General features: G+C 55.9%; 12 protein-coding genes. 10 read left to right on the top strand and 2 right to left on the bottom strand.

Annotation, left to right across the window (positions count from 1 at the left end; translation table 11 throughout):
* Window positions 1-82: 82 nt before the first annotated feature.
* The gene (locus ACIQZK_RS01205) at window positions 83-562 is read right to left on the bottom strand and encodes a peroxiredoxin (RefSeq protein WP_397574541.1); all 480 of its coding nucleotides are present in this window, start codon (window positions 560-562) and stop codon (window positions 83-85) included.
* 209 nt (window positions 563-771) lie between these two features.
* On the opposite strand from ACIQZK_RS01205, the gene ahcY reads away from it, so the two are divergent.
* From ahcY to trxA, 8 genes are all read left to right on the top strand, one after another.
* The gene (ahcY, locus tag ACIQZK_RS01210; protein WP_397574542.1) at window positions 772-2,166 is read left to right on the top strand and encodes an adenosylhomocysteinase; all 1,395 of its coding nucleotides are present in this window, start codon (window positions 772-774) and stop codon (window positions 2,164-2,166) included.
* Window positions 2,167-2,280: 114 nt separating this feature from the next.
* Window positions 2,281-4,641 carry a PAS-domain containing protein gene (locus ACIQZK_RS01215; protein WP_397574543.1) on the top strand — a complete coding sequence of 787 codons (2,361 nt, stop codon included), beginning with the start codon at window positions 2,281-2,283 and terminating at the stop codon, window positions 4,639-4,641.
* On the top strand, window positions 4,638-5,069 hold the full coding sequence (gene tsaE / locus ACIQZK_RS01220; RefSeq protein ID WP_397574544.1) for a tRNA (adenosine(37)-N6)-threonylcarbamoyltransferase complex ATPase subunit type 1 TsaE: 432 nt from the start codon (window positions 4,638-4,640) through the stop codon (window positions 5,067-5,069). Before ACIQZK_RS01215 ends, tsaE begins: the two co-directional genes overlap by 4 nt.
* Window position 5,070: 1 nt before the next feature.
* Window positions 5,071-6,045 carry an aminoglycoside phosphotransferase family protein gene (locus ACIQZK_RS01225; protein ID WP_397574564.1) on the top strand — a complete coding sequence of 325 codons (975 nt, stop codon included), beginning with the start codon at window positions 5,071-5,073 and terminating at the stop codon, window positions 6,043-6,045.
* Window positions 6,038-6,766, top strand: a complete 729-nt coding sequence (locus ACIQZK_RS01230) for a nucleotidyltransferase family protein (RefSeq protein WP_397574545.1) — start codon at window positions 6,038-6,040, stop codon at window positions 6,764-6,766. Before ACIQZK_RS01225 ends, ACIQZK_RS01230 begins: the two co-directional genes overlap by 8 nt.
* Window positions 6,753-9,725, top strand: a complete 2,973-nt coding sequence (gene addB / locus ACIQZK_RS01235; RefSeq protein WP_397574546.1) for a double-strand break repair protein AddB — start codon at window positions 6,753-6,755, stop codon at window positions 9,723-9,725. The genes ACIQZK_RS01230 and addB overlap by 14 nt, the downstream gene beginning before the upstream one ends.
* Window positions 9,722-13,156, top strand: a complete 3,435-nt coding sequence (addA, locus tag ACIQZK_RS01240; protein ID WP_397574547.1) for a double-strand break repair helicase AddA — start codon at window positions 9,722-9,724, stop codon at window positions 13,154-13,156. The genes addB and addA overlap by 4 nt, the downstream gene beginning before the upstream one ends.
* 81 nt (window positions 13,157-13,237) lie before the next feature.
* Entirely contained in the window at window positions 13,238-13,558 is a 321-nt protein-coding gene (gene trxA / locus ACIQZK_RS01245) for a thioredoxin (protein WP_183940926.1), read from the top strand.
* On the opposite strand, the gene argJ is transcribed toward trxA, so the two are convergent.
* The gene (gene argJ / locus ACIQZK_RS01250; protein WP_397574548.1) at window positions 13,555-14,739 is read right to left on the bottom strand and encodes a bifunctional glutamate N-acetyltransferase/amino-acid acetyltransferase ArgJ; all 1,185 of its coding nucleotides are present in this window, start codon (window positions 14,737-14,739) and stop codon (window positions 13,555-13,557) included. The two genes, trxA and argJ, sit on opposite strands and share 4 nt — an antisense overlap.
* 51 nt (window positions 14,740-14,790) lie before the next feature.
* Between argJ and ACIQZK_RS01255 the strand changes: the two genes are divergently transcribed.
* Window positions 14,791-15,864 (top strand): energy transducer TonB, encoded by a 1,074-nt coding sequence (locus tag ACIQZK_RS01255; RefSeq protein ID WP_397574549.1) that lies wholly within the window; start codon window positions 14,791-14,793, stop codon window positions 15,862-15,864.
* A gap of 72 nt (window positions 15,865-15,936) precedes the next feature.
* A complete protein-coding gene (locus ACIQZK_RS01260) occupies window positions 15,937-16,209 on the top strand; it encodes a hypothetical protein (RefSeq protein ID WP_397574550.1) in 273 nt (90 codons plus the stop codon).
* Window positions 16,210-16,238: the final 29 nt, after the last annotated feature.

Raw genomic sequence — 16,238 nt, forward strand, 5'->3', positions numbered from 1 at the left:
ACCGAAATTTCCAATTTTCGCAACAAAAAAAGGGAGGGTTGCCCCTCCCTTTAAATACCCAAAAGGGCAAGATTTCGTAAACTTAAAGCTGACCGAGCATATATTCAGCCGAGCTGACGTTGAAGTCACCGGGCGCTTCGACATTCACATGTTCGACTACGCCGTCGTTAACCACGAGCGAGAAACGCTGACCGCGCTTGCCCATGCCAAATGCCGTTCCGTCCATCTCAAGGCCAAGTGCAGCGGCGAAATCGCCATTGCCATCTGCCAACATGGTGATCGCGTCTGATCCGCCAGACTTGTTCCATGCGCCAAGGACGAAGGCGTCGTTCACTGCGGTGCAGGCGATTTCATCAATGCCCTTGGCTGCAAGCTCAGCGGACTTTTCAACAAAGCCGGGAAGGTGACGGGCAGAGCAAGTTGGCGTAAATGCGCCGGGAACCGAAAACAGGGCAACGCGGCGGCCAGCGAAATATTCTGCGGACTGGACAGGCTGCGGGCCTTCGGCAGTCGCTTTTACCAACTTAACGTCAGGGATTTTGTCGCCAACGGAGATGCTCATATTTGGATTCCTTTTAAAAGTGGGGTTGGTTGCATATTCCGGGACCCGCTCGGGCAAGTCAAGTAGCGGTTCCTCTTCAGTCGTAAATTGCGTTCCTCAAATCACGAAATAGCCATCTCCATTGCCATATAAAGCAATCTTTATATTTGATTTCGTTGAAAGCTAGGGCTAAGGGCAGGGGCGTCAAAAACCTCCCGGAGACCAAGCCTGTGGCTTTCAACGATTATGTCATTGCCGATATCAACGAGGCCGATTTCGGTCGCAAAGAAATAAACATTGCCGAAACGGAAATGCCCGGCCTTATGGCGCTGCGCGAAGAATTCGGCGCATCGCAGCCATTGAAGGGTGCGCGGATTGTCGGCTCGCTGCACATGACCATTCAGACTGCTGTGCTAATCGAAACGCTCACCGCGCTTGGCGCAGATGTCCGTTGGGCAACATGCAACATCTTCTCGACGCAGGATCACGCCGCTGCGGCAATTGCCGCGCAAAACATTCCTGTGTTCGCGGTTAAGGGCGAAAGCCTTGCCGATTATTGGGACTATGTCGGTCGCATCTTCGATTGGGGTGACGACACCACGGCGAACATCATCCTCGACGACGGCGGCGACGCGACAATGTTTGCGCTTTGGGGTGCAAAGCTTGAGCGCGGCGAAAGCTTTGGCGAGCCTGAAAATGAAGAAGAAGTCGAATTCCAGCGCGCGCTGAAGGAATTTGTTGCCAAGAAGCCGGGTTATTTGACTCAAACCGTTAAGAACTTGAAGGGTGTTTCGGAAGAAACAACAACTGGCGTGCATCGCCTTTACGAAATCGCGAAGAAGGGCGAGCTGCCGTTCCCTGCGATCAACGTAAACGACAGCGTTACCAAGTCGAAGTTCGACAATCTTTATGGCTGCAAGGAATCGCTTGTAGACGCCATCCGCCGTGCCACCGATGTCATGTTGGCCGGTAAGGTTGCATGTGTTGCTGGCTTTGGTGATGTCGGCAAGGGTTCTGCCCAGTCGCTTCGCAATGGTGGCGCCCGCGTTATGGTCACTGAAATTGACCCGATCTGCGCATTGCAGGCCGCGATGGAAGGTTTTGAGGTCGTCACGATGGAAGAGGCCGTGCAGCGCGCGGACATTTTCTGCACCGCCACGGGCAACGCCGACGTGATCACGGCCGAGCATATGATGAACATGAAGCCCATGAGCATCGTGTGCAACATCGGTCACTTTGACAGCGAAATTCAGGTTGCGGCGTTGTCGAACTACAATTGGAATGAAGTTAAGCCCGGCACGGATTTGGTTGAATTTCCAGACGGTAAGCAGATCATCGTTCTTGCAAAGGGCCGCTTAGTCAACCTCGGCTGTGCAACCGGCCATCCCAGCTTTGTCATGTCGGCAAGCTTCACCAATCAGGTGCTCGCGCAAATAGAGCTTTGGACCAACGGTGCGAACTATAAGAACCAAGTCTATGTTTTACCGAAGCATTTGGACGAGAAGGTTGCGACGCTGCACCTCGAAAAGCTTGGCGTTAAGCTGACCAAGCTGACCGACAAGCAGGCGCGTTACATCGGCGTATCGACCGAAGGGCCATTCAAGCCAGACCATTATCGTTATTAATTCGTGGTCTTTCGAGACTTAAGAAAAGCCCGCTGCGGAAACGTGGCGGGCTTTTTTCGTTGCGCGGCGCAAGCATTTGGGCATTAGCTTGTTCTGGGTAAATTAAAGGGCTTCATGACGATGACAGGCACCGGCCTGCCAATTGCACTGATCGGGGTTTTAATGGCGCTGTGGCTGGTAGGAGCCATAGTCGCTATCTGGATTGGGCTGTCCCTGCGCAATAAATCGCGCAAAATTTTAGTTCAGATGTCGCGGCTCAGAAGGCTGCTGGAAGCCGCTCCGGCATTTCCGGTCGTGGTGAAGGGCGACGGGCGAATTGAGGCGCCAGACCGATTTTCGAGATTGCTTGGGCTGATGACGCCAGCGACAACGCTTTCGGATTTGGGCGGTCATGAGGATGTTGGCCTTACCATAGATGATGCGACGGCACTTGAGGCAAAAGTGCGCGAGACCCAGCGGACGGGAAAATCCTTTGTCCTTGCGTTGGCCATTAAAGGGTCCGAACGGCGTTTGACGGTTGTCGGAAATATCGCCGATGTTGCTGTCTTTCCCAATGGCGCAGCTTTGTTATGGTTTTTCGATTCCACCGATAGTTTGCGAGAGCTTGAGAAGCGGACGCAGGAATCGGAAGAGGCCCGCGCTGCATTTGCTGCACTGGCGGGCTTAATCGAAGCCGCGCCGCTTCCGATGTGGCATCGACGCCCGGATATGCGCCTGCACTTCGTCAACCATGCATATGTTAATGCGGTCGGCGCAAACGATGGCCTTCACGTGGTTGAAGAAGGTCTTGAATTACTGGAACCTGAAAACGGTAAAAGTCCATCTGACTGGGCCGCTGAAGCCGCCGCTGCGGACGTCCGTCGCGAGCGGGTTGTTTCCGCTACCTTGAATGGGGAAAGGCGCCAGTTGCGCGTGTTTGATATTCCCTTGGGTCAATCGGGTGTTGCAGGGCTGGCAATCGATGTTCAGGATTTGATTGATGCTCGGTCGGAGGTGCGGGAACTTTCGGAAGCACAGCGCGGCCTTTTGAACATGATGTCCGCCGGCGTTGCCCAGTTTGACGCGCGCCATGGGTTGAGCTTCGCAAATTTGCCCTTCCAAAGCCTCTTCACTTTCCGGGACCAATGGCTGTCTGAAAAGCCAGAATTCGCGCGTGTGCTGGACCGTATGCGCGAAAACGGGAAAGTGCCGGAGGTCCGGGACTTCCCGGCCTGGCGTCAAGAGCGTGAAGATTGGTTTAGATCCTCCGATCCCACCGAAGAGAACTGGCTGCTGCCGGACGGAACGCATTTGCGGGTGCTTGCGCAGCCAATTCCTGACGGCGGCCTGTTGATGATTTTTGAAGACCGCACCGAACAGGCGCAACTGGCCAGCGCGCGGGACATATTGCTGCGCGTGCGGACCGCGACCTTTGACAATTTTTTTGAAGCGATTGCGGTGTTTTCGGCGGATGGCCGGCTGAGCATCTGGAACCGCTTATTTGCCGAAACATGGGAACTGAACGACGACTTGCTGCTTCAACATCCGCGTTTGGATGAACTATTGCCCTCGCTCGCGCGGCATTTGCAAAAGCCATTGCAGATTAGCATCTTGGATGAACTCATCCGGACGACGTCGTCAAACCGCGAACGGCACAAGAGCAAAGCGGTCTTCGCCGACGGACGTATGTTCCAGATTGCGACGATACCGCTACCCGACGGCAATACGCTTTTCACCATGTTGGATATGTCGAACAACCTTAAAATCGAGCAAGCATTGCGCGACCGGAATAGCGCACTGCAGGAGGCTGATGCGATTAAGGGCAAATTCCTTGCAAATATGAGCTACGAATTTCGTACGCCACTTACGTCTATCAGCGGATTTGCCGACTTGCTGAAGGCAGGCATTGCTGGCGACCTTAGCGATCAGGCGAAGGAATATGTGGATGCCATTCTGCAATCCGCTGACCGCTTGTCCGAACAGATTAACACCGTTCTGGATTATAGCCAGATTGAAGCCGGCGCGTTGCCGCTTGCGCTCGAGCAAACAGATGTTCCAAAATTGGTCGCGCAAATTGTGGACGGTAAAGCGGCGATGGCACAGGCGGCTGGGGTCGATCTACAAGTCGATTTGGGCAACGGCGCTGGAGAGATGGCGCTTGATCCGAAACGGATTACGCAAGCGGTGGTGCAGGTTCTGGACAATGCGATCCGGTATAACGAAAGCGGCGGGCAGGTTTTAATGGTTGCACGTTGGCAAGGCGATGCCCTTGAACTCGTCGTGTCAGACAATGGGCCGGGTATGCGCGAGACCGACGTCCTGCGCGTCTCGTCGGACAATGCGGTTCCAAAGAGGTTGGATAGCAACGGTTCAATCACGCAGGGTTTAGGCTTGCCTTTGGCGCGTCAAATTATTGAATCGCACGGGGGGACGCTGCAACTGCATTGTGCACCGGGCGAGGGCACGACGGTTATCATGGTGTTGCCGCGGCCATGATCATCGCGACCGATTTGGATATGCGGGAATATGGCCGCGGATTGGCGAAGACATTGTCGCCATCAGATTGGGTCGCGATCAACGGGCCGCTGGGCGCTGGAAAGACCGTATTGTGCGCGGGCATATTGGCCGGCCTAGGATTTGAAGGCGAAGTGGCGAGCCCATCCTATGCCATAGTGCATAGCTATGACCCGCCAGAGGTTTTGGTTGCCGTTGCCCATGTCGATTTGTATCGCTTGGACAATATCGACGACTTGGACGAATTAGGGCTCATAGCCGAACGGAGCGATCGCGTCACGCTGGTGGAGTGGGCCGAACGCTTCGGCGGCGACTATGTGCGGCCCAGCCATTTAATCGATATCGTTCCGCAAGCGGACGGCAGCAGAATTTTGACTTTGAAAATGGATAATGATGACACCCGTAATTGATATGGTCCCGCCCGCTGGACTGGACGAATTTTTAACGCGCCATGGCTGGAATGATGCGAACATATCCCCGGTGGCGGGCGATGCGTCCTTCCGTCGCTATTTCCGCGTCAATTCCGCTACGCGCGGCAAAGCCATATTGATGGACGCGCCGCCACCACATGAGGACCCGCAGCCTTTTCTCGACATTGCCCAATATTTGACCGGGCATCAATTTCGTGCGCCAGAGATTTACGGCACGGACTTGACGCGTGGGCTCGTGTTGCTTGAAGATTTTGGCGACCGCAGGATGCGCGAGCATCTGGATGACCACCCAGAGGATGAAGCCGAGATATACCGCGCCGCTATTGATACGATCGTGCGATTGGCAGGCACCCCTGCAGCGCATGCGCAACCATATGACATGGCCACATATCTGCGCGAAGTGCAGCTGCTTACTGAATGGTATATGCCGGCTATGGGGCTTTCCTGTGACGCGAACGCATTTGACCAGATGTGGGTTGATGCGCTGGCTCCATTGGCATCTTACCAAAATGTAACTGTCTTGCGGGATTATCATGCCGAAAACATCATGCTGCTTGATGATGGGGAGCAAGGCATCATCGATTTTCAAGATGCGCTGGTGGGGCATCCGGCATATGATTTGGTATCATTGCTGCAAGACGCGCGGCGCGATGTCCGCCCAGAGCTTGAGGCAGACATGCTGGCATATTATCTGACGGCGGCCAATCCGGGGCCTGACTTTGACGCGCATTACGCGTTGCTGGGTGCGCAGCGGAATACCAAGATTATCGGTATATTTACGCGGCTGTGGAAGCGCGATGGTAAAGAGCGATATTTGTCATTCCTGCCGCGGATGTGGGGCTTGCTGGAACGCGATTTGGCGCACCCCGCGCTGGCGAACGTCAAGCAATGGTTTGACACCCATATACCCTCCGAAGTGCGCAGCCTTAGCCCATTAGACATCGCGCATGGTTAAGCATGTGAACACCGCAATGATTATGGCGGCGGGCAAGGGGACGCGGATGATGCCGTTGACCGCTGACCGCCCAAAGCCATTGGTTGAGGTCGGCGGCGTTGCCTTGCTCGATCATGTTCTGGATCATTTGCGTGATGCCCGTGTTGGCAAGATTGTCGTTAACGCACATTATTTCGCTGACCAGGTTGAAGCGCATCTTGCCGCCCATGCGACGGATTTTGACGTGTCGATATCCGATGAACGCGATTTGCTGCGCGATACAGGTGGCGGCCTAGTTCAGGCATTGCCAATGATTTCCGACGATCCGTTCATCTGCGTGAACGCAGACAATTGGTGGACCAATGACGGGCAGAATGCGATTGCACGCCTGATGGCGCATTGGGATGCTGCACGCATGGATGTGCTGATGCTGCTGGTGCCTTTGGCGACGGCCTATAACAGTCAGGGCATTGGTGACTTTAACATGGATGCAGATGGCCGGCTGTCGCGTCGCGTGGGTGACGCGCCTGCGCCTTATGTCTGGACCGGTATTCAGCTGCTTTCCAAAAAGCTGATTGTTGACCCACCGTCAGACGTTTTTTCAACCAACGTTTTTTGGGATCGCGCGATTGCAGACGGCCGGTGCATGGGGTTGGTGCACGAGGGAATGTGGTTTGACGTCGGCTATCCCGCGGCAATTACCGCCACGGAAGAACGTTTGGGGCTGCATGGCGTCGGATAACCCTATTGCGCAACGCGTCCGCGTGTTTAACGTCCCGCTCGGGAATGATTTGTGCGACGTAACTGCGCAGTGGATATTGCAGACATCGGGACAGGATCCGCTCACGGTTAGCAGCACCATATTGCTGTTGCCCAATAACCGCGCCATTAAGGCCATGACGGAGGCGTTCGTCCGGCAGGCTGCACCGGGTTTGCTTTTGCCGCGCATGGTGGCGGTGGGCGATATGCAACTCGATGAGGCATTGGGGCCGTTGCTGGACCCCATATCGTCAGAAGACGTCATCTGGCCCGTCATTGGATCGTTTGACCGGCTCATGCTGTTGGCGCGTTTGGCGCAGGAACATCGGCCGCAAGGCACATTTCTATCGTCTGCTGAAGCGTTGCGCTTGGCGCGCAAACTGGCCGAGCTCATTGATGAGCTTGAGGTTGATTTGGTCGATTTCGATGCATGGTCAGACATCAAAATTGAGGCTGACCTCGCCGGGCATTGGCAACGTGCTTATGGTCAGCTTTTGACGATTTTGCCTGCCTATCGCGCCGAACTTTCTGCGCGAAAATTGATGGGCCCTGCGGAGCGCCGAAACAAGCTTCTGGCCAGCTTGGAGCGCCGTCTGGTTGAAAGCAGTTTTGACATGCCGATCGTTGCGGTTGGCATCACCACGTCAGCAAAAGCGGTCGCAAAATTGCTGCGCCGTGTTGCCCTCATTCCAAATGGCCGCGTTATCCTGCCCGGTGTCGACCTCGACTTGGCTGAGGATTGCTGGGACAGTCTGTCTGCCGCAGTTGAAGCCGATAATGTGCCAACGCGCCGCCGGAATTTTGAGGTGCATCCCCAATTCCACCTGAAACATTTGCTCGACCTCATGGGGATCGACCGAAGCGAAATCGATATCTTGCCAACGGCACGCGTCGAACGGGTGGCCGACACCATTTCGGAAATTTTCTGCCTGCCGGAACATAGCGTCGGGTGGCAAGAACTGGCACCGTCGCGCAAGGCACTATCACATACGCAATGGTTTGAGGCCGATGATAGCGCGCTGGAAGCAAAGGCCATTGCGGTGCGTATTCGCGGGGAATTGGAGCAAGCCGAAAAACGGATCGCATTGATTACGCCGGATCGTGAACTGGCGGTTCGCGTTGCGGCGCAGTTGCGTCGTTGGGACATATATGTCGACGACAGTGCGGGTATACCGCTTTTGCAAACGCCAAATGGCTCGCTGGCGCTCGCTTTGGTTGACGCGATTTCGAGCCGGTTTTCCGGTACATCGGTATTGGCGATTGCCAAGCATCCGTTGGTGCATGCAGGTTCCGACAGGCTCGATTGGCTGGATAAGGTGCGGTTGTTAGATCTGGAATTACGCGGAACAGCCAACGGTGTCGGGCTGGGTGCCATCACGCGGCGGTTGGAAAATGGCCGCAAAGTGAAGCCAGAGCTGGTTGAATGGTGGCAGAGCTTTGTCCAAATTCTTGCGCCGCTCGAAAATGTCGATGGGCAACCCTTTAGCTTTATTATCGATGCACTGCGCGATGTTGCGACGAATTTGACCGATGGCGCAGTGTGGCGCGGGGCAAGTGGTCGCGAACTTGGGCGGATGTGGGAAGAAGTAAGCGGCGGTGACCTTTCGACGCTTGGCCGTATCGATGCCACAGGGTTGGCGGCGACGTTTAACGAAATCTTCTCCTGCGCGGTGGTGCGTCCGCCATATGGCGGTCATCCGCGTGTGGCCATTTACGGTCTGTTGGAAGCAAGATTGCAGCAGGCGGACCTCATCATCTGTTCGGGGTTGAATGAGGGCACATGGCCGCAGATAGCGCAGCCGGACCCTTGGCTCGCGCCCGCCATTCGGCGGCATTTGAAACTGCCGACATTGGACCGGAATATCGGACTGTCGGCGCATGATCTTGCGACCGCATTGGGTGGTCGCGAAGTGCTGTTAACCCGCGCGCGGCGTGACCGTGGCGGGCCAACCGTGGCCTCGCGCTTTCTGCTGCGGATTAAGGCGCTTACGGCGGACAAAATGGAGCAGGACCAACAGTCACTTGCGTTGGCGGCACAGCTGGATGAACCCGCCAATAAGATTCCGTTTGAAAGTCGCCCATTGCCGCGTCCCTCGGCACAGCAGCGATTGGTTAGTCTGTCCGTCACGGATTTCGATCAGCTAAAGTCCGATCCTTATTCCTTTTACGCGAAACGTATCCTCGGCCTCCGTGTGCTGGAAAAGGTCGATGCTGAACCCAGCTTCGCGTGGCGCGGATCGTTGGTGCATGATTTGTTGGAGCAGTGGTTCAAACAAGACGATTGCGCCGTCGATAAGCTCGTGGAGCGCGTGGATGACTTGCTGGCACAAGAGGCAACGGATCCGTTGTTACGTGCCTTGTGGCAACCCCGCATTGCCGCTGGCCTGCGCTGGGTCGCCGAAGAAACCAAGCGGCAAATGAACGACCATGGGCGCGTTGTCGCGGTGGCCGAACAACCCGGCAAGATCGACATCATGGGCATAACGGTGAATGGGCGCGTCGACCGGATTGATAGGCTTGCGGACGGAAGTTTGGTGATCGTTGACTACAAAACCGGCATGCCACCATCGACCAAGCAAGTGAACGCGGGCTTTGCCCTCCAGCTTGGCCTCATCGGCTATATGGCCGAGCAGATGGCGATCAAAGGTGTGGCGGGATTGGCGACGAAGTTTGAATATTGGAGCCTTGCAAAAAACAATCAGAAGTTCGGACATATCGCATTCCCGACGAGCACGCGGACGAACGATAACAAGCCTGCAAGCACGGAGTTTGTGGCCTTTGCCGTCGCGCAAGCGGAAGAGGCTATCGCGCAATGGATTTTGGGCGACGCGCCCTTCACCGCAAAGCTGCATCCTGAATTTGCGCATTATGGTGACTATGACCAATTGATGCGGTTGCAGGAATGGAACGGCCGACAATCGATTTCGGAGGGGCAGGCATGACCTCTGAATCATCGACGCTGAAACCACTCATTCCGGCGCAACGCAGCGCCGTCATCCCTGGCGATAACATCTGGCTGAGCGCATCTGCAGGAACGGGCAAAACGCAGGTTTTAACTGCGCGCGTGATCCGGTTGCTGTTGGAAAGCGATGTCGAACCTGAAAATCTGTTGTGCATCACCTTCACCAAGGCTGGCGCGTCCGAAATGGCGGACCGAATTAATGAACTTTTAGCGTCTTGGGTGCAGCGCGAAGATGGCGCGCTGTTTCACGACCTTGAAGCCATTGGCGCGAACGCGGGACCAGATGCCCGAAAACGCGCACGTCAGCTTTTTGCAAAGGTGTTGGACGCGCCCGGTGGCGGCTTGCAAATACTGACCATCCATAGTTTCTGCCAGTCGTTGCTTGGCAGCTTCCCCGAGGAAGCCGGATTGGTTCCGGGATTTAAACCGATTGAAGGACGCGAGCAGCAGGAATTATTGCGCGAAGCGTTGGTCAACCTCGTGCTTGAGGCCGAAGCGCGCGGCGAGACGAAAATGGTCAAAGACCTGCAGGAACTTTCCCTGAATATGGGTGAAGACGGGGCACTCCGGTTCTTGCACAGGGCGGCGGCATCGCCCGATGTCATGACCATGATACCCAATGATACCGGCGCGGTCGTCTGGGCACGGCGACTGGCAGGCGTTCATTTCGATGGCCCTGTTGAGGACATGCTGGAAGACGCATTTGCCGACGCGCGCATTCCACGCGCGACATTGCAGGCGGTTATTGAGGCGAACCTTTTGTGGGGCAAGAACAAGGCAGATAGCCGCGGCGGCAAGCGTGCCGCAGTTCTTCAGGATTGGCTCTCACGCACACCAACCGAACGCGCGGAGCTCTTGCTTGATCTGCATCGCTGTTGGTCAACGGCCAAGGGGGACCCCCAGATTTCGACGAGCGGGCATACGCCGACAACGGAGGTCTATGCCGAACATGCGCTCGAAATGTTCAACTGGACAGAGCAATTATTGGGCGAAGTGACACGTGCGCAATATGCCGACAGGCTGGCGCGCGCATTGGTCATCGGCAAGGAATTTGCGGCGCAATATAGCCGCGCCAAACATGCCATCGGCGCGGTGGATTTCGACGATATGATCCGGCGCACCGCCGAACTTTTGCAGCATGGCCAAATGGCGCAATGGGTGCGGTTTAAACTCGACAAGCAGATCGACCATATCTTGGTGGATGAGGCGCAGGACACCAACAAAGCGCAATGGGATATCATCAGCGCGCTGAGCGACGATTTTTACAGCGGCATGGGTGCGAACCCCGAAAAGAACCGCACGCTGTTTTCCGTCGGCGATTTCAAACAAGCAATATACGGATTTCAGGGGACCGCACCCGAACGATATGAGGAAGCGGGCCGCTATTTTGGCGAACGCATCAATGCCGCCGGAAGCGAGTTGAAACGGCTTACCTTGTCGCGCAGTTTCCGTTCGACCGCGCCGATACTCGATTTTGTAAACGCGGTGATCGATGGGGCTGGTCCTGCGGATTTTGGCATCAACGATATCATTGACCCGCATTACAGCGAAAAGCCGCAGTTTGGCATGGTTGAGCTTTTGCAGCCCATATCCGCAAAGCCGAATGCAGCGGACGATAGCGATGCGTCGGAAGACGAAGAAGACTGGTTCAGCGACGAAAAGCGCGCGCTGGCCGAACGACTGGCCGATCATGCAAAAGCGCTCATTGACGAGAAGCCTTGGCTGGAAAGTCAGGGGCGTCATTTGGAGCCGGGGGACATCATGTTCCTGCTGCGCAGCCGTGGTGACATGGCGTCGCTGCTGGTCGCGCAATTGCATGAACGCAACGTCGCGGTGGCGGGCATCGACAGGCTGAAGCTGTTGCAACTATTGGTGGTGCAAGACCTGCTGGCGGCCATCAAATTTGTGCTTCAGCCAAATGACGACTTGAGCCTTGCGTGCTTACTCGTGTCGCCCATCATCGGGTGGACGCAGGAACAGTTGTTGGCGCACGGCTATGTCGGTGATCGCGAAGGCAGCCTGTGGCAGCATATCCGCGGAAGGCCAGAACTTGCGGATGACCTTGCGCCGTTGCGCGATATGCTGGCTGCGGCTGATTTCACGACGGTGTATCATTTCCTCGAACAGATTTTGTCTGGACCCATTGGCGCGCGGCGCAAATTTACCGCACGTTTGGGCCGCGAGGTTTTGGTTCCAATTGAGGAAATGCTGAATTCGGCACTTCAGTTCGAACAGCAGCATGGCGGTGGCCTGCAAAAGTTCATGGCGTGGTTCGACCGCGGCGAAATTGAAATCAAACGCGAAAGCGACAACAGCACCAAAGAGGTCCGTGTCATGACCGTCCATGGTGCCAAGGGATTGCAAGCGCCCGTGGTCATTTTGGCGGACATCACGTCTGATCCCACTAAAAAGCCCGATCAGTCGGTTGAATTGTTAATGGATGAGGGGCAACGCACGCCTTTGCTGCCCATTCGCAAAAGCGAGCAGTCAGGGCGTTTGCAAGACATTGTCGAGATGCAGAAAACCCGCGAGCTGCAGGAGCATAAGCGACTGTTATATGTGGCCATCACGCGCGCGGAAGAGCGGCTGATTATGGCGGGTTCGTTGGGCATTAGCCGCAAGGGCGAGGCACCTGCCGAAAGCTGGTGCTCCGCGATTGAAAAAGGCATGACGGCGCTTGGCTGCAGTTGGGAAGATGACGCGCGCTGGGGCAGGGTGATGCGCCACGTGGGCGCGGAAGGCGCGTCGATGGTGGCGCCGGAAAGCTCTGCGAAAAAGCAGCCGGCGGTAGTCCCTTCGCTAGCCAGCCCCGAATGGCTATTCGCGCCAGCGCCAATGGAGCAGCGCCCACCGCGTCCGTTGGTGCCATCGCGGCTTGACGATGACGATTATGGCGACACCCCTGCAAACGCAGCGATGCGCAAAGCCGCCAACCGCGGGAAGCTGATCCACGCTTTGTTTGAACGCATCACCGATGGCGAGTCGCTCAAAACGGCGGAGCAATGGTTGGCGGTCCAGGCTCGAAACGAGGATATCGACACCGGCCAGCTATTGGCTGAAGTGAACGCGGTTATCAGCGATCCGGTCTTGGCGGCCTTTTTTGGTCCACAGGCGCGCGCCGAGGTTCCGCTTGTGGCTGTTGTGGGCGAAACCGTGATCAATGGCCGCATTGACCGGCTGCTCGTCGAACCCGGATTGGTGCGCGCGGTCGATTTTAAAACGGGTCGAAGCATTCCGAGCGATGAAAACGGCGTCCCCGTTCCGCATTTGCGCCAAATGGCACATTATCGCGCGGCGCTGCAGACGATCTTCCCGGATTGTACAATTGAGGTCGCTTTGCTGTTTACGCACGCACCCCGGTTTATCACGCTTTCGGACGAGATATTGGCGCCTTATTATCCTGCCTCTTGATGGCAGAACAAAAACTATCTGCCTTGGTCCTTGTCAGCATTTGGCAGTGGGCATACATGGGTGGCAACAAAGGAGACAAACATGGCTACCAAATCCGTAGGCGATAATGATTTCGCATCAGAAGTATTGGCATCGGGCAAACCCGTATTGGTCGATTTTTGGGCCGAATGGTGTGGCCCATGCAAAATGATTGGCCCAAGCCTTGAGGAAATCAGCGAAGAGCTTGCTGGGCAGGTCGAGATCGTGAAGCTGAACATCGACGATCATCCCGATACACCAGCAAAATATGGCGTGCGCGGCATCCCAACGATGATTCTGTTCAAAGGCGGCGAAATTGCGGACACGAAAGTCGGCGCTGCGCCAAAGGCTCAGCTGAAAAGCTGGTTGGAAGCGGCGCTTTAACTACGATAATCGGCGTTGATGCTGATGTAGCCGTGGGTTAGGTCGCAGGTCCAGACCGTTGCACGCCCGGCCCCGATACCCAAATCAACGCCGATTTGAATTTCATTCTGCTTAAGATGTTGCGCCACGGGCGCTTCATCATATCCGGCGACCGCTAGGCCATAGCGCGCCACTTGCGTTGCCCCGAAACTGATCGATAGGCTGTCGCGGTTTGCAGGCTCTCCCGCTTTGCCAACGGCCATAACGACGCGGCCCCAATTGGCATCTTCGCCTGCAATCGCGGTTTTGACCAACGGTGAATTGGCAATCGCCAAACCGATCCGCCGCGCGCTGTCATCGTTCGCAGCACCCGACACATTGATTTCAATAAACTTCTGCGCGCCTTCGCCATCGCGGACGACGAGATGCGCCAGCTGACGGCAGATGTCGTTAAGCGCCGCCGCAAACGCGTCCGCGCCAGCATCGTCATAGGACGTAAGCGGCGGATTGCCTGCTTTGCCCGTTGCAAATGCCAACACGGTATCGCTGGTCGATGTATCGCTGTCGACTGTGATGCAGCTGAAACTGCTTTTGTTGGAAGCGGATAACATCTGCTGCAGGAAAGCCGCGTCGACAGCGGCGTCGGTGAAAATATAGCCCAGCATAGTGGCCATGTCGGGGGCGATCATGCCTGAACCCTTGATGATGCCCACGAGTTGTACCTTGCGGCCATCGACGATGGCGCTCGCGGTTGCGCCTTTGGCAAAGGTGTCGGTGGTTCCGATCGTGTGCGTCACGTCCTCCCAACTGCATGGTGCGGCATCGAAAACTGCGCGCAATCCGGCCTGTGCTTTGTCGATGGGCAGGGGAACGCCGATAACACCCGTGGATGAAACGAAAACTTCCGAAGCATCGCAGTTCAAATGGCCTGCAACTTGCGCGGTGATGGCATCCACAGCGTCCTTGCCGCGCTGGCCGGTAAAGGCGTTGCTGTTCCCGGCATTCACCACCAAAGCGCGCGCGCGGCCATGCGCCAAATTCGCGCGACAAAGGTCAACCTCGGCAGAGCAGCATATATTTTGTGTCGTAACGCCAGCGACCGTTGTACCTTCGTCGAGCGCGATATAACTTAAATCGCAGCGGCCCCAATCCTTATACCCAGCACGCGCCACACGGGGCGTTGCACCCGCGATTTCGGGCATGGAGGGAAATGGTTTTGCGAGCGGTGATTTTACTAACACTTAAGAAACCTTTTGCTAAACCCCCGACAGGTCAGGGAGAACAAAGACATGCTTTTTTATTCGGTGATGGCGCTAGCATCAATTGTGGTCGAAACAAACGCCCAAAAACCTGCGACGCCTCCGCCGGTTATCATGGTCCCCACGGTCCGCACTGTTTCAACGCCAGCACCCGAAAAGGGACGCGAAAGATCGCCAATACCCAAAAATAATCCCGGTACTTGGGCAAACACGGGTGATTATCCGGCCCTCGCGCTGCGCGAATTCCGTGAAGGGATAACGGCATTTAAGGCAGATGTGTCCGTAGATGGGCGTGTAACCAAATGTGCGATCACCACCAGTAGCGGACATGCTGACCTCGATAAGGTAACGTGCGATAATGTTACGGCGCGTGCCCATTTTTATCCGGGGAAGGATAAAAATGGCGTTGCGACCACCGGCAGTTATTCGAACCGCGTTCGCTGGCAAATACCGGAAGTTTTGACCTTGGCCTTGCCGATGGCGAGCGATAGCTTGCCCCGCGCACCGATGCCCTCGGATCGATCCCAGCTGACAATTGCTAAAGAAAAATATCCGGCAGCTGCACTTGCTGCAGGGCAGCAGGGCCGGACAACTTTCATGCTTGATGTGGATGAAACCGGAAAAGTAATTCGATGCGCAATCACGGAAAGCAGCAAGTTTTCTGAACTTGACGAACAAGCGTGTGCTATTGCTCGCGAATGGAAACTTGAGCCAGCTTTGGACGTTAATGGTAAGCCCTCTGCAGGGAAAAGCGTTCATATTCTTCATTGGCGGCTGCCTAAGAGCGCGCCGCGTGTTTCATTCAAACCTGAACGTGCTCGCTCCAATCCCTTTACAACGCCAGGCTCCGCTAGCCTGACCTTGGAGTTCGATGCGTCAGGTAAGCTTACGTCTTGTAAGGCAGAAGAAGAGGGTGCTCTCTTCGGTCAAATTGCGGCCTGCCCTGGGAGCGGAAACGGCGATGTCGCTCCGTTTCTGGATAGTGAAGGCAAGCCACAGGCGAAACGTATCAAATTCCGGATGTCGGTGGAGCATGAAGACCTGAAGACGGACGCAGCCGGTAAGTAAGTCGCGCGCCTTCGCTGTGGACTTTGCCATCATGCCTAACTATATCCGCCACAGCACCTAACAGGGCCATATATGCGCATATTGATTTACTTGCTGGCGATGTTGAGCGGATTTTCCGCGGCGGAGGCTGCGCGCCCCGTTTCTTCATCGTCCATGTCAGTGGATTCGGCGGCAGTTCAGGCGTACGTCACCGCTTCTGCTCAGGAAGTCGACAAAACGTTTGAGCAGCCGGTGCATGTGACGCCGACGACCCGCGTGCATCTTATGCCAGTCGAAGGCAGCATCGCGTTCGTTGCATTGGCACCCGACACCCCCGTTTATCGGCACGACATTATTTTAGGGTAGGGCATCTGCACCCGCTGCGGTGCACCTTT

Source organism: Sphingorhabdus sp. (assembly GCF_044338195.1).
In the GTDB taxonomy this organism is placed as follows: domain Bacteria; phylum Pseudomonadota; class Alphaproteobacteria; order Sphingomonadales; family Sphingomonadaceae; genus Sphingorhabdus_B.